24 protein-coding genes are annotated in these 19,917 nt (G+C 61.7%); 11 read left to right on the plus strand and 13 right to left on the minus strand.

Going from position 1 to position 19,917, the window contains the following annotated elements:
- Positions 1-626 (plus strand): DUF808 family protein (locus Q0L62_RS05490; RefSeq protein WP_296677557.1); only part of this gene is annotated, 626 nt, incomplete at its 5' end.
- On the opposite strand, the gene Q0L62_RS05495 is transcribed toward Q0L62_RS05490, so the two are convergent.
- Genes Q0L62_RS05495 through Q0L62_RS05505 form a run of 3 tightly spaced genes read right to left on the minus strand, consistent with a single transcriptional unit; the run spans position 623 to position 3,352 of the window.
- On the minus strand, positions 623-1,042 hold the full coding sequence (locus tag Q0L62_RS05495) for an HPr kinase/phosphorylase (protein ID WP_296677559.1): 420 nt from the start codon (positions 1,040-1,042) through the stop codon (positions 623-625). The two genes, Q0L62_RS05490 and Q0L62_RS05495, sit on opposite strands and share 4 nt — an antisense overlap.
- Positions 1,039-2,613, minus strand: a complete 1,575-nt coding sequence (locus Q0L62_RS05500; RefSeq protein WP_296677562.1) for a stimulus-sensing domain-containing protein — start codon at positions 2,611-2,613, stop codon at positions 1,039-1,041. The genes Q0L62_RS05495 and Q0L62_RS05500 overlap by 4 nt, the downstream gene beginning before the upstream one ends.
- Positions 2,606-3,352, minus strand: coding sequence for a response regulator transcription factor (locus Q0L62_RS05505; protein WP_296677831.1), 747 nt, complete (start codon positions 3,350-3,352; stop codon positions 2,606-2,608). Before Q0L62_RS05505 ends, Q0L62_RS05500 begins: the two co-directional genes overlap by 8 nt.
- Positions 3,353-3,545: 193 nt before the next feature.
- On the opposite strand from Q0L62_RS05505, the gene Q0L62_RS05510 reads away from it, so the two are divergent.
- From Q0L62_RS05510 to Q0L62_RS05520, 3 genes are read left to right on the plus strand one after another with little or no spacing between them, the layout of a single operon-like run.
- Entirely contained in the window at positions 3,546-5,150 is a 1,605-nt protein-coding gene (locus Q0L62_RS05510) for a phosphoenolpyruvate carboxykinase (RefSeq protein ID WP_296677565.1), read from the plus strand.
- Between the two features lie 53 nt (positions 5,151-5,203).
- On the plus strand, positions 5,204-5,674 hold the full coding sequence (locus Q0L62_RS05515; protein ID WP_296677568.1) for a hypothetical protein: 471 nt from the start codon (positions 5,204-5,206) through the stop codon (positions 5,672-5,674).
- Between the two features lie 30 nt (positions 5,675-5,704).
- Positions 5,705-6,064, plus strand: a complete 360-nt coding sequence (locus Q0L62_RS05520) for a hypothetical protein (RefSeq protein ID WP_296677570.1) — start codon at positions 5,705-5,707, stop codon at positions 6,062-6,064.
- Positions 6,065-6,141: 77 nt separating this feature from the next.
- Here Q0L62_RS05520 and Q0L62_RS05525 read toward each other — a convergent pair whose 3' ends face one another.
- The gene (locus Q0L62_RS05525) at positions 6,142-6,516 is read right to left on the minus strand and encodes a DUF3597 domain-containing protein (protein WP_296677573.1); all 375 of its coding nucleotides are present in this window, start codon (positions 6,514-6,516) and stop codon (positions 6,142-6,144) included.
- Between the two features lie 273 nt (positions 6,517-6,789).
- On the opposite strand from Q0L62_RS05525, the gene Q0L62_RS05530 reads away from it, so the two are divergent.
- Together Q0L62_RS05530 and Q0L62_RS05535 are read left to right on the plus strand one after the other, a co-directional pair.
- A complete protein-coding gene (locus Q0L62_RS05530) occupies positions 6,790-7,407 on the plus strand; it encodes a DUF937 domain-containing protein (RefSeq protein WP_296677576.1) in 618 nt (205 codons plus the stop codon).
- A gap of 6 nt (positions 7,408-7,413) precedes the next feature.
- On the plus strand, positions 7,414-7,611 hold the full coding sequence (locus Q0L62_RS05535) for a hypothetical protein (RefSeq protein ID WP_296677579.1): 198 nt from the start codon (positions 7,414-7,416) through the stop codon (positions 7,609-7,611).
- Here the strand turns inward: Q0L62_RS05535 and Q0L62_RS05540 are convergent.
- Positions 7,608-8,264, minus strand: coding sequence for an alpha/beta hydrolase (locus Q0L62_RS05540; RefSeq protein WP_296677582.1), 657 nt, complete (start codon positions 8,262-8,264; stop codon positions 7,608-7,610). The genes Q0L62_RS05535 and Q0L62_RS05540 overlap by 4 nt on opposite strands.
- 132 nt (positions 8,265-8,396) lie before the next feature.
- On the opposite strand from Q0L62_RS05540, the gene Q0L62_RS05545 reads away from it, so the two are divergent.
- Positions 8,397-9,500 carry a cysteine desulfurase family protein gene (locus Q0L62_RS05545; RefSeq protein WP_296677584.1) on the plus strand — a complete coding sequence of 368 codons (1,104 nt, stop codon included), beginning with the start codon at positions 8,397-8,399 and terminating at the stop codon, positions 9,498-9,500.
- The gene (locus Q0L62_RS05550; RefSeq protein WP_296677588.1) at positions 9,500-9,832 is read left to right on the plus strand and encodes a 2Fe-2S iron-sulfur cluster-binding protein; all 333 of its coding nucleotides are present in this window, start codon (positions 9,500-9,502) and stop codon (positions 9,830-9,832) included. Before Q0L62_RS05545 ends, Q0L62_RS05550 begins: the two co-directional genes overlap by 1 nt.
- A 21-nt stretch (positions 9,833-9,853) precedes the next feature.
- On the opposite strand, the gene Q0L62_RS05555 is transcribed toward Q0L62_RS05550, so the two are convergent.
- Both Q0L62_RS05555 and Q0L62_RS05560 read right to left on the minus strand, forming a co-directional pair.
- The gene (locus tag Q0L62_RS05555) at positions 9,854-10,378 is read right to left on the minus strand and encodes a type 1 glutamine amidotransferase domain-containing protein (protein ID WP_296677590.1); all 525 of its coding nucleotides are present in this window, start codon (positions 10,376-10,378) and stop codon (positions 9,854-9,856) included.
- Positions 10,379-10,467: 89 nt separating this feature from the next.
- Entirely contained in the window at positions 10,468-11,469 is a 1,002-nt protein-coding gene (locus Q0L62_RS05560) for a DUF4349 domain-containing protein (protein ID WP_296677594.1), read from the minus strand.
- A 143-nt stretch (positions 11,470-11,612) separates the two neighbouring features.
- Between Q0L62_RS05560 and parC the strand changes: the two genes are divergently transcribed.
- Together parC and Q0L62_RS05570 are read left to right on the plus strand one after the other, a co-directional pair.
- Positions 11,613-13,898, plus strand: coding sequence for a DNA topoisomerase IV subunit A (parC, locus tag Q0L62_RS05565; protein WP_296677596.1), 2,286 nt, complete (start codon positions 11,613-11,615; stop codon positions 13,896-13,898).
- Positions 13,899-13,994: 96 nt separating this feature from the next.
- Positions 13,995-14,438 carry a hypothetical protein gene (locus tag Q0L62_RS05570; RefSeq protein WP_296677599.1) on the plus strand — a complete coding sequence of 148 codons (444 nt, stop codon included), beginning with the start codon at positions 13,995-13,997 and terminating at the stop codon, positions 14,436-14,438.
- 5 nt (positions 14,439-14,443) lie between these two features.
- Here Q0L62_RS05570 and Q0L62_RS05575 read toward each other — a convergent pair whose 3' ends face one another.
- From Q0L62_RS05575 to Q0L62_RS05600, 6 genes are read right to left on the minus strand one after another with little or no spacing between them, the layout of a single operon-like run.
- Complete coding sequence (locus Q0L62_RS05575) at positions 14,444-15,085, minus strand: TIGR02281 family clan AA aspartic protease (RefSeq protein ID WP_296677602.1); 642 nt, start codon at positions 15,083-15,085, stop codon at positions 14,444-14,446.
- A gap of 45 nt (positions 15,086-15,130) precedes the next feature.
- The gene (locus Q0L62_RS05580; RefSeq protein WP_296677605.1) at positions 15,131-16,297 is read right to left on the minus strand and encodes a CCA tRNA nucleotidyltransferase; all 1,167 of its coding nucleotides are present in this window, start codon (positions 16,295-16,297) and stop codon (positions 15,131-15,133) included.
- Complete coding sequence (locus Q0L62_RS05585) at positions 16,291-16,875, minus strand: CoA pyrophosphatase (RefSeq protein WP_296677609.1); 585 nt, start codon at positions 16,873-16,875, stop codon at positions 16,291-16,293. Before Q0L62_RS05585 ends, Q0L62_RS05580 begins: the two co-directional genes overlap by 7 nt.
- A complete protein-coding gene (locus Q0L62_RS05590) occupies positions 16,872-17,411 on the minus strand; it encodes a DUF1285 domain-containing protein (RefSeq protein WP_296677612.1) in 540 nt (179 codons plus the stop codon). The genes Q0L62_RS05585 and Q0L62_RS05590 overlap by 4 nt, the downstream gene beginning before the upstream one ends.
- Before the next feature lie 23 nt (positions 17,412-17,434).
- On the minus strand, positions 17,435-17,953 hold the full coding sequence (locus tag Q0L62_RS05595) for a GNAT family N-acetyltransferase (RefSeq protein ID WP_296677615.1): 519 nt from the start codon (positions 17,951-17,953) through the stop codon (positions 17,435-17,437).
- A 35-nt stretch (positions 17,954-17,988) separates the two neighbouring features.
- Positions 17,989-19,146, minus strand: coding sequence for a PQQ-dependent sugar dehydrogenase (locus tag Q0L62_RS05600; RefSeq protein WP_296677617.1), 1,158 nt, complete (start codon positions 19,144-19,146; stop codon positions 17,989-17,991).
- Between Q0L62_RS05600 and Q0L62_RS05605 the strand changes: the two genes are divergently transcribed.
- Positions 19,145-19,774 (plus strand): ribonuclease HII, encoded by a 630-nt coding sequence (locus tag Q0L62_RS05605; protein ID WP_296677620.1) that lies wholly within the window; start codon positions 19,145-19,147, stop codon positions 19,772-19,774. The genes Q0L62_RS05600 and Q0L62_RS05605 overlap by 2 nt on opposite strands.
- Positions 19,775-19,917 lie beyond the last annotated feature (143 nt).

Below are 19,917 nucleotides of genomic sequence, written 5' to 3' on the forward strand. Positions count from 1 at the left end.
GCTATGAAGGCGCTGAAAAGATCATGGAAAAGCTGGGCGGAGCGGAGCACGGCCAGACGCTGGACGATCCAATTACCGATGTTGCCCAGTTCGAGAAGGAACGCGTTTCGGGCGCGGTGCGAACAGATCTGATCCTGTCGGCCGAAATCATGGCCATCGCCCTGGCTGCAATCGCCGACACCCCGCTGGTCCAGCGCGGCATTGTGCTGGCACTGGTAGGGATCGCGATCACGGTGCTGGTTTATGGCACGGTCGCACTGATCGTGAAGATGGACGATATCGGCCTTCACATGGTCGAAAAGCGCCGGACGGCAGCGGCCAAGGCAGTGGGCAGGGGCCTGCTGCGGGCCATGCCCAAAGTGCTTACGTTATTGTCGGTGGTGGGCACCGGCGCAATGCTGTGGGTCGGGGGCGGGATCATTCTCGATGGACTGGAAGACCTGGGGGTGCACGGCCCGGCCGGCCTTGCCCATGCAGTGCAGCACGCTGTCGAGCAGGCGACCGGGCCGGTTGGCGGGCCCCTGGGCTGGCTGACCTATGCAGTTGCTTCAGCGCTGGTCGGGGTAATTCTGGGCTGGATCGTAGCGACCGTGCTGCACCATGGGCAGAAAGCAGTCCGCCGCTAGGGCAGGCCCCATTGGCGAAGCGCCGCTTCGCTGCGAAGCGCCAGCACAGGTGTGCCGGGCCATAGACGCACCAGCGGCAGGTGGATCCCTTCCAATGTGATGCGATCGGCATCATCGATAAAGCGCGGGGCCTCGCTATCAAGCCGGATGACCAGGCATACCGGAACGCTTTGTACGGTCGTACAGGTCAGCAAGCCGACATTGCGCACTTCTAGCAGGCCCTCGGTGCGGGGCGGGGGGCTGGCCTTAAGCCGTCCGCCGCACGGCTCCAGCATTACCCCGTCGTCTCCGATCAGCACCGCGCCGCGATCGATCAGCGCAAGGGCCAGGCTGGATTTCCCGCTGCCCGATGGTCCTTCAATCAACATGCCGCGCCCGCCGCAGGATACTGCCGTGATATTGGCAAGAAGTGTCACGCCTCGTCTTCCTGCTCGAGCGGCAATTCAGCGATCAGGCAGGCTCCGGGCTGCCCGTCGTCGCGATCGGTCGCGAACAGGCTGCCATCATGGGCTTCTACGATGGTTCGCGCGATGGCCAGGCCGAGCCCCGAATGGCCGCCAAAATCCTCATCGGACGGGCGCACCGAATTGAATCGTTCGAACACCTGTTCACGGGCCTCGGCAGGAATGCCCGGGCCGTGGTCGCGGACCCCCAACCGGACGTGATCGTCTATCCGTTCCAACGTAATGTCTACAGCCGCCTGCTGGGGCGAGAATGAAACGGCATTATCGACCAGGTTTTCCAGTACGCGGACCAGCCGGGCCGGATCACCCGGAACGACAAAGGGTCCAGGACCAAGCGGGACCAGGCGCACGGCGCGCCCGGCATCGAATTGACGCTCGGCCCGGGCGCTGACCAGCGTGCCGGCCAAGGCTTCCAGATCGACTGGCACGAACTGGGTCCGGCTGAGTTCGGCGTCGATCCGGCTTGCTTCGGCAATTTCGGTCACCAGCCGGTCGATCCGCCGGACATCGTGTGCAGCGATCCCGGTCAGTTCGGCGCGCAAGGCAGGATCGTCCACCTTGTCCATCGTCTCGATCGCGCTGCGCAGCGAGGCCAGCGGATTTTTGATTTCGTGCGCGACATCGGCGGCAAAGGTTTCAACTGCGTCGATCCGGTGGCGCAGCGCCAGGGTCATGTCTGACAAGGCGCGGGCGAGGAGGCCAATCTCGTCTCCGCGTTCAGGCAGGCGGGGGACCACCACTTCGCGGTCACGGCCCAGCCGCACGCGCACTGCAGCGCGGACCAGGGCCCGCAATGGCTGGACAATGGTGCGCGCCAGAAAAAGCGAAAGCTGGATCGATATAAGGAGTGTAACCGTCAACACGACCGCCAGAGTGCTGCGGGCATCACGCACGTCCTGGGTGATGTCGCGGGCATTGCGGGTGGTCAGCAGCATTTCTCCGCGGACCCCGACCGGAGCGGCTGCGGTGATCACCGGGGTCTCGTCAGGTGCGGCGCGTTGCAGCACCCATGTCTTGCCAGTGGCCTTGGCTGCGGCAAGTTCAGGCCAGGCATCGACGCTTTCGCCAGGCGGATCGGCATAATCGGGAACAGGCGTCGTTCCCAGCACCCAGTTCATCGCGCGATCGATTTCACGCGCGGTCTGGAGCAGGAACGGTTCGCTGTCAGGATCAATGAAACGGTAAGCCGGACCTGAAACGCTGTCACTGTCGAGGATCAGTTTGCCGCTGGCATCATACAGGCGCAGGCGCAAGCTCTGGTCGGTACTGACCCGTTCGACCAATGCCCTGCGACCAGCAATCGGCGTTTCAGCCAATCCATCGGCGGTAATCTCGGCCTCGGCGCGGGCCAGTTTGAAGCGCACTTCAAGCAGCTGCTTGCGATACGAATCAAGGTAGAACAGGCTGCCCGCCATCAAACCCAGCGCAATGATGTTCACGGCCAGGATACGCACCGTCAAAGATGTCCGCCGGGTCCAGACGCGCCGCCGCCGTCCACCTGGTCCTTGCGGCAGGTCAGCCATCGGTAAAAGAATAGCCGGCGCCGTACAGCGTTTCGATCGCGCCAAAGTGGGGGTCGACACTGCGGAACTTGCGTCGCAGCCGCTTGATGTGGCTGTCGATTGTGCGGTCATCGACGAACACGTCATCGCTGTAAGCTGCATCCATCAGTTGATTGCGGCTTTTGATCACGCCGGGCCGCGCGGCTAGGGCCTCAAGAATCAGAAACTCCGTCACGGTCAGCGATACCGCCTGATCGTCCCATCGCACCTGGTGGCGCAGCGGATCCATCTCCAACCGGCCGCGCCGGACTGACAGACCCGGTTCGGCCTCGTCGCCTGTCGCGGCTGCGCCCCGTGCCACCTCGCTGCGCCTCAGGATCGCACGGATGCGGGCAATCAACAGGCGCTGGCTGAACGGCTTGGCGATATAGTCATCGGCACCCAGCGAAAGTCCCAGCGCCTCGTCCGGCTCTTCGTCTTTGCTGGTCAAGAAGATAACCGGCAGCGCAGATTTTGCACGCAGGTTCTGCAACAGCTGCAGTCCGTCCATGCGCGGCATCTTGATGTCGAACACTGCCAGATCGGGAGGATTGTCCAGCAGGGCTTTAAGCGCGGTTTCGCCATCGGAATAGACCCGCGTGACGAACCCTTCGGCCTGAAGCGCGATTGAAACGGTGGTCAGGATGTTGCGATCGTCGTCAACCAACGCGATCACGTGCGGTGCGCCGTGCGTCAAAGGGGCGGGGACAGCGTCGGTCATCGGCATCACAGGCGCTAGCGCCTCACGCCCGCTCTGGCAATCGGCGCGAAGTGTCTGGAAGCGCTTTGTCATGGCCCGGATCTTTGCGGATTTGACGGAATCGGTCGGCTGGACTATGCGCCGGATCGACTCTTTGCATAGGTATGCAGAAATCCCCGTTCTGGCTTAAACCAGGCGGCAAAACACCTCGGAGATGGACTTGACCGCTACCCTTTCCTTCCCGCTGCATGAGCAGGGAATTGCTACTGCCGCCACCGTTCACGCCAATCTGGGTACGCCTGCGCTGGTGGAACACGCGGTGCGAAACGGTGAAGGCCTGCTGGCCAAGGATGGCCCGCTGGTGGTTGAAACCGGCAAGCACACTGGACGCAGTGCCAAGGACAAGTTCATCGTCCGCGATGCCGAAACCGAAGATACGGTATGGTGGGATAACAACGCGTCGATGACGGCGGAGCATTTTGCCGCGCTCAAGGCTGATTTCATGGCGGCGCTGGGCACCAAGGATACGTTGTACGTGGCCGATCTGTTTGGCGGATCACAGGCGGAAAACCGGGTCAAGGTGCGCGTGATCAACGAATTGGCGTGGCACAACCAGTTCATTCGTACACTGCTGGTCCGTCCCACCCCGGCCGAGTTGGACGGCTTCGTGCCTGAATATACAATCATAGACTTGCCCAGCTTTCAGGCCGATCCGGCGCGTCACGGCTGCCGCACTGAAACCGTGGTCGCGGTCAACTTCACGGAAAAACTGATCCTGATCGGCGGCACCAAATATGCCGGCGAAATGAAGAAAAGCGTGTTCGGCATCCTCAACTACCTGCTGCCGGTCAAAGGCATCATGCCGATGCACTGTTCCGCCAACGTCGGCCCTGATGGCAAGACGGCTGTGTTCTTCGGCCTGTCGGGAACAGGAAAGACCACGCTGTCCGCCGATGCCAGCCGCACGCTGATCGGCGATGACGAACATGGCTGGTCGGACACCGCGGTCTTCAACTTTGAAGGTGGCTGCTATGCCAAGGTGATCCGCCTGTCGGCCGAGGCAGAGCCCGAGATTTTCGCCACGACCAAGCGTTTTGGTACGGTGCTGGAAAACGTCGTGATCGATTCCTTCACGCGCGAGATTGATCTGGATGACAACAGCCTGGCGGAAAATAGCCGCGGGTCCTATCCGATCGACTTCATTCCCAATGCCAGCGCTGAAAATCTGGGCCCGGTTCCGGCCAACATCATCATGCTGACCGCCGATGCCTATGGCGTCCTGCCCCCGATCGCGCGGCTGACCCCGGACCAGGCGATGTACCACTTCCTGTCAGGTTATACGGCGCGCGTGGCCGGGACTGAAATTGGCGTAACCGAACCCGAAGCCACTTTCAGCACCTGTTTTGGCGCACCGTTCATGCCGCGCCATCCCTCGGTATACGGCAACCTGCTCAAGCAACGAATTGCCAAGGGACAGGTTACCTGCTGGCTGGTCAACACCGGCTGGTCGGGCGGCAAGGCCACGATGCCGGGGATCAAGCGAATGCCGATCAAGGCGACCCGCGCGCTGCTGAATGCCGCGCTTGATGGCAGCCTGAACGATGCTGCATTTCGCAAGGACGCCAACTTCGGATTTGAAGTGCCGGTCAGCGTTGCCGGGGTTGATCCCGGGCTGCTCGATCCGCGCAGTGCCTGGGCCGATCCGCAAGCGTACGATGCGACCGCGCAGGATCTGGTTGCCAAGTTCATCGCCAACTTTGCGCAATTTGCCGACCACGTCGATCAAGGCGTGCGCAACGCGGCTCCGACCGCCGCCTGACCGGCCCGGGACACTTTCTCGGGCGTTGAAAAATATGCCCGAGGATTTTCCCGATGACCGATCACTCAATCCGCCTGTTTGCCACCGATGAGGCTGTTCGCCGGATCGGAGAAGAACTGCTTCACCGCACTTTGCCAAAGGCTGAGTGGACACATGAGGCTCATCTGGCTGCCTGTGTCTGGCTGCTGCTTGAGCGGCCCGATATTGCGCCAGAGCGTGACCTTCCGGACATCATTCGCGCCTACAATGTGTCAGTTGGCGGCGTGAACAACGATGCGGAAGGTTATCATGAAACGCTGACCCGGCTGTATATCCATGCTGTACACTTGACGCTGGCCGGTCGCAGGGATCCGTGTCTTGTCGCAGCGGTCAACGCGGTTCTGTCCAGCCCGATTGCACAGCGGGATTGGCCGCTGCGTTTTTACAGCCGCGAATACCTGTTCGGTGTCGCTGCGCGGCGCAGCTGGGCCGAACCTGATCTGGGCCCAATTTGCATTGGCGCACAAGCGGGCAAGGGCGCATAGTCACCCTTCACAGCGCAAGGAGTCGCAGCAATGGGCATTTTTGACAGCATCATGGGCCAGGTCGGCCAACACGCCGATGTCGGAAATCTGGCGACGAAGCTTGGCATCCCGTCTGAAGTTGCGGAAAAGGCGATTGCGGCGCTTGGCCAGTCCCACGGTGAACCGGGCGACACTATCGAAGGCGCTGCGGCCAAGACCGGCCTTGACGCCGGGGTGTTGGGCCAGATCGTCAATCAGATCGGCGGCGAAGGCTCGCTCGGTCAGTATGCCAAGGCTCTGCAAGACAATCCGCAGGCATCTGGACTATTGAACATGCTGGACCGCGACGGCGACGGTAATCCGCTTAACGATGTGCTTGGGATGGCCAAGGGCTTGTTCGGCAAGAGCTGAACCGCGAAACAAGATCATGGAAAAAGGCAGCGCGGCCTGTGCCGCGCTGCCTTTTGCTTGTCGGACGTGCCGAACAATCAATCCAGCAGTTCTGCCGGAACCTTGCCGCCATTGTCGGCCAGCGCCTTCATCACCTGCTTGTGCAACATAATATTGTCTTCAGCCGAACCTGAATAATCGGCATTACCCAGCTCATGGGCCAGATCCTTGCGGTTTTCATAGCTTGCGTCGATGCCCACCAGCTTCATCAGATCGACGATCGACGAGCGCCAGTTAAGGTTGTCCGCGCCGGCCATCGCGCCAAGGCTGGCTTCGATGTCGACCGGTTCAGCCATGGTCGGAGCGGGCTGGGCCGGGCTATCCATCGGAATGGCCGAAGCATCCGGGGTGGCGGGTGCGGCCTGGGCCTTATGACCAAAAATGGCGTCCTTGATCTTGCTGAAAATTGACATGGATCCTTGCTCCTTTTTGATGGCGGCGAATCGCAGCCCTGAGCCGCGCTTCCTGCGGTCTGGGAGCCTACCAGAAATGCACCGTGGTTTAAGTAATTTAGCGCGTGCGTTCGGCAATTGCGCATACGCCCTTGCGCCATCAGGGCTGCGGCGCCCAGCCTGTTCAAGGTTGATCTGTGGTAATGTCGGATTTAGCCATTGGCGGGTCAGCCCTTTCGTGTTTTATGCTGCTATTCAATGGGACAAGCCGGGTCGCACGGTGGAGAGCCCTGGATGGCCGGTATGGAATTGATTGAGATGCTGCGGCGGAGCGGCGGACTTGACGCTGTCTCCAAGCAGCTTGGAGTGCCCCCGGCAATTGCCGCTGCAGGGGCTGAAGCGCTGCTGCCCGCCGTAATCGGCGGTTTTCGCAAACATGCCGAAACAGCAGGCGGCGGCGAAGGCGGCCTTGGCAGTCTTATCGGCATGCTTGGTAGCCTGGGCGGAGGTGCCTTGGCGGCAAACGTTCTGGGTCCCGATTCAACAAACATTTCCATGGGCAACGATGTGCTGGGACAGATATTTGGCAGCAAGGATGTCAGTCGCTCTGTCGCCGCAGATGCGGCAGAACGTACTGGGATCGATCCTGAAACGTTGAAACGGATGTTGCCGCTGCTGGCCATGCTGGTTGGCGGTTATCTGTCGGCGCGGGCCGGCGGAAGCGGGTCGGAAGGTGGCGGTTTGCTAAGTGATCTAGGCTCGGTGATCGGGGGTTTCCTGGCCAGCAAGGCGGGTAGCGCGCCCGGACCGACTTTGAACGGGACAGGCGGGCTGGGATCGATGCTCGACATGAATGGCAACGGCAATCCGCTAGACGACATAATCGCCATGGCCGGCAAACTGCGGCAATAACCGCCGATGAGCGACACCATACTGTCAATTCTTGTGCTTACCGCGATCGCCATGACGCTGGGCGCCGCGGCCTGGTGGCGGCAAGGGCGGCGTAAACAGGCCGCCTTGATGCTGGCGCTGGCCGCGGTAATCGCCGGCAATGTCGCCATCTGGGTCGTACCCGACGGGAGCGGTGCGGCGCCTGTCGATGGCCGGATAAACTAGCGGATCGGACAATCCGGAGCGAGCCGGAAGTCGAGGTAATTGTCGACCGAGCGCATCAGATCATCCATTTCCGTTTCAAAGAAATGATTGGCCCGGGGGATTTCCTCGTGGTGGATGGTGATGTGCTTTTGCGTGCGCAGCTTATCGACCAGCTTTTGCGTTGCGCCCGGCGTCACCACCGTATCGGACGCGCCCTGGATGATGATGCCCGATGCCGGACACGGTGCCAAAAAGCTGAAATCATACATGTTCGCCGGCGGGGCGACCGAGATAAAGCCGCGGATTTCCGGGCGCCGCATCAGCAGCTGCATGCCGATCAGGGCACCGAAGGAATAACCAGCGATCCAGGTAGTGCTGGCTTCGGGGTGGATCGATTGAACCCAGTCAAGCGCAGCCGCGGCATCGCTCAATTCGCCGATGCCGTTGTCAAAGCTTCCCTGACTGCGACCGACGCCACGAAAATTAAAGCGCAGCGTGGCAAATCCGCGCGCGGCAAAATCCTTGTACAGCGCCATGGTGATGCGGTCATTCATCGTCCCGCCGCCCTGGGGGTGCGGGTGAAGAATCATGGCTACGGGTGCGCGGGCCCGGCTGGCTGGCTGGAAACGGCCTTCGAGGCGGCCTTCGGGACCGGGGAAAATGACGGCTGGCATGTCTGGCACCTGTTTCTGGGCTGGCCCTGTCCGCGGCGTTGCGTCAAAATCGGCATGCCGGCCCGGATGGGGCTATCTTGAAGAAGCGTGCGCTATATAGAAACGCAGGTCCGAAAAGCAACGATTGCGAACATGCCCGCCGATTTCATCTACCTTGATCACCAGGCAACCACTCCGCTGGCGCCCGAAGCGCGCGATGCAATGCTGCCGTGGCTGTCAGGTCCGGAAAGCATGGGCTTTGCCAATCCTCATTCGATGCACAAGGCGGGAAGGGCCGCGGCCGCCGCGGTGGAGGTCGCGCGCGAACAGGTCGCGGCGCTTTTGCCAAAAGGCGGACGGCTGATTTTCACCAGCGGCGCGACCGAGGCGCTTAACCAGGCCACTCGCATGGTGGTTCGATCTGCTGACAAGCCCGGCATGGCCTATTCGATGATAGAGCATTCGGCAGTCGTCAACGCTGCCTTGTCAACCGGCGCACCGGTGCAGGAACTGCCCGTCAGCAGCGATGGATTAGTCGATCCTGAAATCGTGTTCGCCGATAACACGGGGCTGGTCGCGGTCATGCAGGTCAACAACGAAATCGGTACGATCCAGCCCGTTGATCGACTGGCCGAGCGCGCGCACGAGGCTGGCGCGCTGTTTCTGTGCGACGCGGTGCAGGGTGCGGGCAAGATTGCGCCGCCGCAAGACGCCGATCTGATCGCGATTACAGCGCACAAGTTGTATGGGCCCAAGGGGATCGGCGCATTGTGGGTGCGCGACGGTGTGAAGATCGGTGCACTGATCGAGGGCGGCGGACAGGAAAGCGGGTTGCGCTCAGGCACGCTCAGCCCGGCACTCTGCGCGGGTTTCGGCATGGCTGCCAGGATAGCGGTTGAGCGAATGGAGGCGGATTTCCAGCACCTGTCGGGACTGGCTTCGCTGGCCCGGTCGATCCTGGGGCGCTGGACGGTAAATGGCAGCGAGGTGTCCCGCTGGCCGGGCAATCTCAGCCTGCGGCTGGACGGCCTCAATTTTCCTAGGCTGCTGATGGATTGCCGGCATATCGCTTTTTCCGCGGGTTCTGCGTGCGGCAGCGGGACCGGCGCGCCAAGCCGGGTTCTGACCGCAATCGGACTGGAAGCCGTGCAGGCTCGAAATGCCATCCGACTTGGTTTTGGCCGCTATACCACGCGTGAGGACGTTGAAAGCGCCTGCCGCGCACTGGATGCAGCGGCGATGGAGCAAGGCGTCTGATGGTAAAGGTCGTTTTCGTTACTGCCGAGGGCAAGCGGGTTGAAATTGAGGGGCCTGCCGGTGAAAACCTGCTCAAGCTGGGTCAGGCAGCGGATCTGGCGCTGGAAGGCACGTGTGAAGGACAGATGGCCTGTTCCACCTGCCACGTCATTGTCGCGGCGGATTGGTTTGACAGATTGCCCCCTGCCAGCGAGGATGAAGAAGACATGCTCGACCTTGCCGCAGGGGTGGCACGCACAAGCCGTTTGTCCTGCCAGATTGATCTGACCGAGGAATTAAACGGACTTGAGGTTATAATTCCTGGCGAAAGCCGCGACATGCAGCGCCGCTAGGGCGCTGCATGTGCATCAGGATCAGTTCGCCAGCGCGTCGATAAGCGCTTGCGAAAAGGCCGGGATATCATCAGGCTTGCGGCTGGTGATGAAGTTACCGTCAACAGCGACTTCCTGATCGACCACATTGGCACCGGCGTTGGCAAGATCGGTACGGACCGACGGCCACGAAGTCATGGTGCGGCCATCAACCACATCGGCTTCAACCAGCAGCCAAGGCCCATGACAGATCGCCGCGATCGGCTTGCCTGCTTCGGCAAAGTCTTCGACCAGATTGATCGCATCGTCATTCATGCGCAGGATATCCGGGTTCATCTGGCCGCCGGGCAGCAACAGTGCATCGAAATCGCCTTCGCTGACGCTGTATATCGTCGCATCTACCGCAACGCTTTCGCCCCAGTCTTTCTGGTGCCAACCCTTGATCATGCCGGCTTCGGGGCTGGCAACCACGGTTTCAAATCCGGCCTTTTCAAGGGCCGCTTTGGGATCCAGCAGTTCCGACTGTTCGAAACCGTGGGTGGCAAGAATGAGGACGCGCTTGGTCATGGGATTCTCCATAGGTTGGGGGCTTGTCGGCATAACCCCCAGATACCCTGACTGTTCCGCTACCTTGCCATGCGAAGCTTCACGCCGCCTCATGCAGCGGCCGGTTCAGCCGCCAACGGGCGCCAGCGCAGCCACAGTTTCCGCCCCGCCCAGCCCAACGCCGCGAAGGGCGCCAGCAGTGCCAGAACGCCGATCAAGGCTGCGAAGGTCATGCCGAAAATCCCGCCCAATGCACCCACCACGCTGCGGATCGGGCCCATGAAGCTACTTTTCTCTTCGCGCCGGATGGCCGCTGCCACCGGATTGTAATCGATATGGATCGCGCTGAAATCGACCCGGCCCTTCATTTCAGCCAGCCAACTGCGCGCCTGATCAATCTCCTCGTTGACCTGCGCGACACCGCGCTCGGCTTCCACAAGTTCGGTTACGGTGCCGCGGCGGCTGGTGAGCACTTCCATCAGCCGGTCGCGCAGGATGGTGCGCGCGCGCAGCCGCGCCTCGGTGTCGACGATCTGTTTGGACACATCTTCCCCGCTGATCGAGCTTGCAGCCTGGGTGCCGCCCGCCGAGGCGACCTGCTGGGCCAGTTCACTACCAAAGCTGCGCGCACGGGACGCGGCGACGGCGAGGTCGAGGCTGCCCGTGCCGCGCCCGTCATCATCGCCCGAATGGACCATCGCGATGATCCGGCAGGTTGCCGGACCCAGCCGTTCGCACATGTCGGCCTGGCTTTGCTGAACATCGGCCAGACTGCGCGGATCAAGCGTGAAACCGTACGAATAGCGGTACGCAATCTGCGGCAGCGACACGGCAAGGTTGGCAGGCGGTATATTCAGCGCAGCTGAAGCTGCGCCCCGTGGCGGGGGTGGCGGCGATAGTGGCGGCGAAATCGGTGCAGCCATCATTCGGGGATCCGGCATCGCAATATCGGCGGTGGTGACCGAGCGGTGCACCGCTTCATCAAGGCCGGATTTGTTCTGTGTCCGATGGGGGGCGAAAGGCGTTTGCACCTGTGATGAACTGATGGCGATCATCACCACCAACACGACCGGAACCGAAGCAAGCGCGGCGGCGGCAAGACGATGCTTCATGGCATGCACTCCCGTTTTATGTTATGTGATACTGTATCATTCATTATGGGATATGCAAGAGGCGGTCAAATCGCGAAAACCCTATGGAAAAGCGTGCCAACCCGCTTGGGCCGCGAATCGCGCCCTGCTAGGGCAGCTGGGTAATGACCACCGAAGTGACCGAGCCCGATCCGTTTGACGCCATCGTCGATGCACCATTCGATTCAGCATTGTCGCAGCGCTATCTGGTTTACGCATTATCGACGATCACAGCGCGGTCGCTGCCTGATCTGCGCGACGGGCTAAAGCCAGTCCACCGGCGCCTGCTGTGGGCGATGCGGCAACTGAAGCTCAACCCCAACGATGCTTACAAGAAATCGGCGCGCGTGGTCGGCGACGTAATCGGCAAGTATCATCCCCACGGGGATCAGTCGGTTTATGATGCGATGGTCCGCCTCGCCCAGGATTTCAGCCTGCGCTATCCGCTGGTCGACGGGCAGGGCAATTTCGGTAACATCGACGGCGATAACGCCGCCGCCTATCGATACACCGAGGCACGGCTGACCAAGACTGCGATCCAGCTGATGGCGGGGCTGGATGAAGGCACGGTCAACTTCATCCCGACCTATAACGGCGAGGAGGAAGAACCGGAGATTTTCCCTGGTCTGTTCCCCAACCTGCTGGCCAATGGGTCGACCGGGATTGCGGTGGGCATGGCCACATCGATCCCCAGCCACAACGTTGCAGAAATTATCGACGCGACCTTGCTGCTGATCGACAACCCCCATGTCGAACACCCCCAGCTGATGGAGGTGTTCAAGGGCCCGGATTTTGCCACCGGCGGCGAGGTGGTAGACAGCGCAGCGTCAATTTCCAATGCTTATGAAACCGGCAAGGGCGCCTTCCGTGTGCGCGGACGATTTTCAACCGGGCGCGAAAGCGATGGGTCGTGGGAGGCCACAGGTATTGAAAAGCTGCCGGGCGGGCAATGGCAGCTGGTTGTCAGCGAAATTCCCTACATGCTGGCCAAGGGCAAGCTTATCGAACAGGTCGCTCAGGCGATTGCAGACAAGAAACTGCCGATCCTGGAAGATGTCCGCGACGAAAGCGACGAACAGGTGCGGTTGGTCTTCGTGCCGAAAAGCCGCAACGTCGATCCCGCGCTGCTCAAGGAATCGCTATTCAAGCTGACCGATCTGGAAAGCCGGTTCAGCCTTAACCTCAACGTGCTAGACGCCAACCGCACGCCGGGGGTGATGGGGATCAAGCTGCTGCTGCAGGAATGGGTGATCGCCCAGATCGACATTTTGCTTCGCCGCACCCAGCACCGGCTGGACAAGATCGCCGCGCGGCTGGAGCTGCTTGAAGGCTATATCATAGCCTACCTCAACCTGGACCGCATCATCGCGATCATCCGGACCGAGGATGAGCCAAAGCCGGTGATGATGGCCGAGTTCGCGCTGACCGACCGCCAGGCCGAAGCGATCCTTAACATGCGGCTGCGCAGCTTGCGCAAGTTGGAAGAAATGGAGCTGCGGCGCGAGCGCGATGAATTGCTGACCGAACAGGACGAATTGCAAAAACTGCTCGACAGCCCCGCCCGCCAGCGCACCCGGCTCAAGCGCGACCTCAACACACTGCGCAAGGACTATGCCGAGGATACCGCGCTCGGCCGCCGCCGCACCACGATAGCTGAAGCGTCACCCACGGTTGAGTTTTCGTTGGATGCAATGATCGAAAAGGCTCCGGTCACGGTGATCCTGTCTGCCAAGGGTTGGATCCGCGGGGCTTCGGGGCATGAGGCGCTGGACAAGGAGTTCAAGTTCAAGGAAGGCGACGGGCCGGCCTTCGCACTGCATGCCCAGACGACCGACAAGTTGCTGATCGCCTGCGACAACGGCCGGTTTTACACGCTGGGCTGCGACAAGCTGCCATCCGCGCGCGGATTTGGCGAACCGATCCGGACCATGATTGACATCGACGCCGAAGCGCAGATCGTCGAATTGCTGGCATACCGGCCCAAGGCACAATTGCTGCTGGCCAGCAACCAGGGACGTGGCTTTGCTGCCGAGGCCGATGAATTGCTGGCCGAAACCCGCAAGGGCCGCGGCGTGATGACCACCAAGCCTGGGGTCAAGCTGGCCGTGGTTCGCGAGATTCCGCTTGAGCACGATCATGTTGCCGTGGTTGGCGATAACCGCAAGCTTGTGTTGTTCAGTCTCGAGGAGCTGCCCGTCTTGGCCAAGGGACAGGGCGTAACCTTGCAGCGTTACCGCGATGGCGGTCTGTCCGATGCGATCACGCTCAAGCTGGAAGACGGGCTGAGCTGGAAAATGGGTGGTGAAACTGGCCGAACCCGGACTGAGCCCGACATGCGCTTGTGGAAAGTCGCGCGCGGTGCGGCTGGTCGTTTGCCGCCAAGCGGTTTCCCAAGGGACAACAAGTTCTAGAATTGGATCGGGCTGGCGGTTCGTTCAGCCGAAGTTTTGGTGAAGCAGTGCAGCATTTATTGATGCGGCATCCCTGACCGGCAAAAGGAGACCGCCATGGCACGACTGACGATAGGTTTGACTGCTGCTGTCCTGCTGTCCGCAGCGCCGGCTTATGCTGCATCCTCGGCGTGGAAAGCGGGTATGCTGCAAGGGATCATCTATTACGGCGCGATCGGCCAACGCGGAGCGGGCGACCGTCTTTCGTTCGAATGCAATGCAACCGGCGCGACAATCACCAGCGAACTGCGCGGCTCACCTGCGAAGGGCCTGGTCCATGTGACGGTTGACGGGACAAAGACGATGTTCTCGCCCGATGAAGACGGCGCGATAACCACCGATACGCCAATCGAGCGCGATAATTTCCGTTGGTTGTGGGGCAAGGTGCGCAGCGGCAAGGTGCTGACCCTGCGATATGACGACGGCCGCACCGGCACGTTTTCGCTGCGCGGCGCTGCGCGCGTGCTGCCCAGCAAACCCTGCATGACTGAATATCGCTAGGCCGTTTATGCTTCTGGCTGCGGGTTCTTGGGAACCAAAATCAGAGTCCGCCCTTCCACACGCCAGCTAGCCAGGCGGGACAGCAGGTTCATGCCTATCACGTTGGTCTGGCCCATCGCGGGCGCGATGACCGCGTCGAGATCGCGTGCAACCACGTTGCCAAAGCGTAATTCGCCAATCGAAGCCATGCGCGCCGGGGTCGCTCCGTTGGCGGTCTGCAAAACGACCGCGCGGCCCAGCGCGGTGGGTTCGATCCGCGCCGCTTCGGCTGTTTGGGGTGAAATCGCGGTAAGCGTGGCACCCGTATCGACCAGGAAGCGGCGCTCTGTCCCGTTGATCTGTGCCTTGACCCAGAAATGCCCATCGCCTGAAATCGGGATGCGCGTTTCGCCTCCTTCGATGCGTTGTTCCTCCAGACCCGCGATGGCGAGCGAAATGTCGCTGTTGGTGGAAAAGCGCGCGGCTTGGGCGATTGTCAAAAGAAGTACCGCGATCAAGGCAAGGTTGCCCATTCCGCGCAGCGCGCGGCCCAGCCACGGAACCGGACGGGAAATCATCGATCCCGCAACGGACACAAATATTGCCACCAACGCGACCAGTAGCAAGGGCTGCTGCGACAAGAAGCGGGCGAGGTCAGGCATGTTCATCATAGCGACCATACCACGGTTCGGCTTTCCCGCAGATGAGCGCATTTAGCTGCCAAGGGTTTCATCCAGCAGTGCCTTAACGCGCGCCGCGTCGGGAAAACCCTCGGCGATCCAGCGCGATTCGACCGCTTGCAGAGTGCGGGCCACCTCTGGCCCCGCCTTGACGCCGCGCGCCACGATCTGGCCACCCTTGAGCGGGAAGGTGGGAACGTCCCAACCGTCAAGCGGGCTGATGCTTGATCCCGTCAACAGAAGACGGTCAATCGCTTGCTCCCTGCCCAGGCGATAAGCCAGCGAGCGGGGGTCCAAAGCCGAACTGCCGCGCCCAGCCGCCAATGCGAGGCGCTTTTTCTGCGCTCCCGACAAACGAAAGCGGCTGGCGACACTCTCGGCCAGCGGTACGTCGCAGGGAAGCAAAGCAGCAAGCCGGCGCAAGGCATCTGGTGCCACGTCCTGGCGGCTTTCTTCGGCAGTCAGCCGGGCAAGGGCGATAACATCAGCCTCGGGCAGAACAACGTCCAACACGCCCAATTCGGCCATACGTGCTGCGGTGGGGGCGGGGTCAGGCAGACTTAGCATGTTCATCATTTCCATGCCGATACGTTCGCGCGACAGGCCTTTCAGCGTTGCGGCAAGATCGGCACAGGCCTGCTCGGCAGCAGGATCGGCGGGCTGCGATCCAAACCGTGACTGGAAACGGAAATAGCGCAGGATACGCAGATGATCTTCGCGGATACGCTGATGCGGATCACCAATAAAGCGCACCCGGCGTGCTTTCAGATCTTCACGCCCACCGAAATAGTCAAACAGTTCGCCGGTTTGCGGATCTGCATAAAGCGCGTTGATCGTAAAATCGCGCCGCGCTGCGTCGTCCTGCCATTCGCTGGCGAAAGCTACTGTGGCCCGGCGCCCGTCGGTGCTGACGTCGTGGCGCAGCGTCGTGATCTCGACCGGCCCGTCCGGCAGCACCGCAGTTATCGTACCGTGGTCGATCCCGGTAGGCACTGGTTGGAACCCAGCAGCACGAACGCGGGACATGACGTCTTTGGGATCAAGCGGTGTGGCCAGGTCAATGTCCTTGACCGCGATGCCCAGCAAGGTGTCGCGCACTGCACCCCCGACATAGCGGGCCTGACCGGGGCCCAGCGCGGCGATCAGCGCGGAAATACCGGCGCGGTTCTGCCATTCTGTCGGGGGTAGCCGGTCTACCATGCGATGCGCTTTGCCAGATTGGCGATAATTGCGGCAGTCACCCCCCAGATGCGGTGTTCGTTCCACATGATTTCAAGGTAATGCCGTTCAGCCCCCGCCCAAAACGCTGATTGACGCTGGTGGTTGGCGCTATCGAAAACATATTCAACGGGCGCCTCGAACCATTTGGCCACTTCGGTCGGGTTGGGGCGCAGTTCCAGATCGGGCGGCACCACGGCAATCACCGGGGTTACGGCATAGCCGGTGCCGGTTCGGTAAACGTCGCTTGGCCCGATCACAGTGACCTGCGCCGGATCGATCCCCAATTCCTCGTTCGCCTCGCGCAGCGCAGCTTCAACCGCGTCTTCGCCCGGATCGATCTTGCCGCCGGGAAAAGCGACCTGGCCGGGGTGCGAGCGCATGTTGGACGGGCGGTGGATCAGCAGAAAGCCCGGCCGCTCACGCTCGGTGATAGCGGCCAGCACGGCAGCGGGGCGCAAGTCATCGGGCACGTCGCGGTGATCGCTGTGCAGGGTATCGATCTGTGCCGCGTGACCATTTGCATGAAGCCGGCGCAAGCGCTGAACAAGTGCGCTCATTGCGGCACCAGCGAAAACACAGCGCCCTGGCTGCTGACCGTCAAATCGTCGCCGGACAGTTCCACCAGTTGAAGCCAGGTGCTGCGATTGATCCGCGCCTCGGTACCGCTGCGCACGGCAAGATAAAGCGCCGGCGTTTCGGCATCGCCGCGCGCCATCAGCGGGTGATCCGGCCCGGCAATCACCGTATCATCGCTGTTGAGACGAAAGGCCAGCGCGCCGTCGGTGGCGGTCACGTCCGTGGCGATAAACGCAGCGTCTTCCACCGTGATCGATTGCTTTTCACTTGGCGTCACCAGCCAGTGGCGGCCATCGGCGTCGCGGAGCAGCAGGTTTGCGAAGGCGCGGATCATGGCCGGGCGGCGCACTTCGCCGCCATCGTGGAACCAGCGCCCGTCCGCCTTTATCGTCATCAGACTGTCTGCCGTTGCCTGCGGCTCCCACTGGTCAACCGGCGGCAACTTGCGCGCGGCCACCAACTCGGCCAATTGGGCGAGCGACAGTCCGGAAATATCTGGGGGCGGGACATAGGGCATCGGTCACGCGATGCCAGATCGGACTAGCGCAGCCAAGGCCCCAACGTGCCTTCGCGGGGCAGAACAGCGGGATTGTCGGTGCGGGCCAGCAGGCGGCTGGCCTCAAACGGGCCGGGCAAGTGCCAACCAAGAGTGTGGGCGTTGCTAAAGCCCCAGAAGCGGCCATAGTATTCGGGGTCGCCAATCATCACCTGTGGCAATGGCGCCTGCGGGGATAGCGCGGCCAGAGCGGCCGTCATCAACGCTTTGCCGATTCCGGTGCCCTGCGCCTCTGGCTCAACCGCAACGGGCCCGACCATGATTAACGGATGGGCGCGGCCCTCAGGATCAGTCAGTGCGACCGGCCAACACTGCACCGTGCCAACCAGATGCTCTTCGCCGTTGATCGCAGCGAAGCTAAGGCCGGGGAGCCAATCGGTGCCTTCGCGTACCTTATAAGCCGTGCGGCTTTTGCGTTCTGGCTCAAACGCGCGATCAAGCAGTGCTTCGACCATGGCGGGATCGACATTGTCGAGCGGGATCAGGGTCAGGGCCTCGGTCATCGAGGCGCGCCGATAGGGGCTGAAGCAAGGCTTGTCTACTTGCGAGAGAGCCTCAGCAGCCGCCCGCCGTCGCCGTCTTCCAAGATATAGATTGAGCCATCCGCCCCCTCGACGATTTCACGGATGCGCTTTCCCAGCGGATAGCGCGCCTGTTCAGTGGCCTTGTTGCCGTCGATGCTGGCCCGAACCAGCCCTTCGCTGCCCAATGCGGCGATCAGCGCCTGACCTTTCCATTCGGGCCACATCTTGCCGGAATAGAAAATGAAATCGCCTGGCGCGATCACCGGGTTCCAGCTGATTGCGGGTGCGGCCAGATCGGGCCTTGTCGCGTGTCGCGGGATTGGCTTGCCATCATAATGATCGCCGTCCGACACCAGCGGCCAGCCATAGTTCTGGCCCTGTTTGACCTGGTTGAGCTCGTCGCCCCCGGCAGGCCCGTGTTCCAGGTCCCATAACTGTCCCGCCGCATCGAACTTTAGACCCAGAATGTTGCGGTGGCCGTAGGTCCAGATTTGTGCGCTGATCCCGCCTTTCGCAGCCAGCGGATTGCCAGCAGCGGGTGAACCGTCGGGATTGAGCCGCAGAACCTTGCCCAAGTTGACCGACAGGTCTTGTGCAGGAGTGAACTTCTGCCGCTCACCCGAAGCGAGGAACAAATACTTGCCGTCGGGCGAAAAAGCGATGCGGTGCGAATAATGCCCGCGCCCGGTCACTTTGGGCTGCTGACGCCAGATAACGCTGAACCCTTCAATCCGGCATGAGTCGGCTTCTTCGCAGACCAGCGTCCCTTTGCCCAGCGCCGCACCGCGGGTGTCGCCGCTGCCTGCCTCGGCCCAGGTCAGATAGATTGTTCGCCGCGACAGGGTGGATGCTGCTTCGGCGGGGAGAAAGGCAATTTCGCCCAAACCACCCTGGCCGCCGTAATCGACTTTGGGCACGCCGGTGACCGTGCCTAACCGTCCGCTGCGAACGTCGCGAAACTTTATCGTCCCGCCCTTTTCGGTGACGAACAATACCTGGGTCCCCGGCGCGAACGCTGCGGCCCAAGGTTCGTCGAACGAGCCCAGAACTTCACTGCTGAAGCCTTCAGTCTGACCTTGGCTGGCAGATCGACTATCCCCGGCGGCAGTGGTGCCGCAGCTTGCGAGGATTAAGGGAAGGGGCGATAGGGCGATCAGGATTTTTGCAAACATGTCCGCAACAATTACCCAGCCAGCCACTTTTGCCAAGTCCGACCACATCGTCATCGGCGTGGACGAGGCGGGGCGCGGGCCGCTGGCCGGACCGGTGGTGGCAGCAGCTTGCGTGCTGGGACCCAATGCCCCTGCCGGGCTCGACGATTCTAAAAAGCTGTCTGCCCGTCGCCGCGCAGTGCTTGAACCGCAAATCCACGACAGCAGCCAGTGGGCGCTGGGTCTGGCCGCGGTTGACGAGATCGACGCGCTTAATATCTTTGGCGCAACCATGCTGGCGATGACCCGAGCCGTCACAGCACTGTGCGATCTGCTTGGTGCGGAACCCGATCAGGTGCTGATCGACGGGAACAAGACCCCGCTCGGCCGGGTGCCCGAATGGCGCTGGAAAGCTCGCGCCATCGTTGGCGGCGATGGAATCGAACCATGCATCTCGGCCGCATCGATCCTGGCCAAGGAGCACCGCGACCGGCTGATGCGTGCCGCAGCGCTGGACCACCCGTTTTTCGGCTGGGAACGCAACATGGGCTATGGCACCGCGGAACACTTGGCGGCGCTGCGCAAGCACGGCTTGACGCCGCTCCACCGCCGCAGCTTTGCTCCGGTGGTCCAGCTGGTTTTGATCTGACACCCGCAAATAATTCGGCGGGCGAGTCTTCCCCGTCACACCCCTACATCTTGAGTCCCTGGCGAATCCCGGGACTCTAGATGGTGTGCCGGACTCGTTCCGTTCTCATGCCGGTAACCTTTCGCTAACCATCGCGGGCTAGG

Origin of the sequence: Novosphingobium sp. (genome assembly GCF_024642085.1) — a bacterium.
Classification (GTDB): Bacteria; Pseudomonadota; Alphaproteobacteria; order Sphingomonadales; family Sphingomonadaceae; genus Novosphingobium.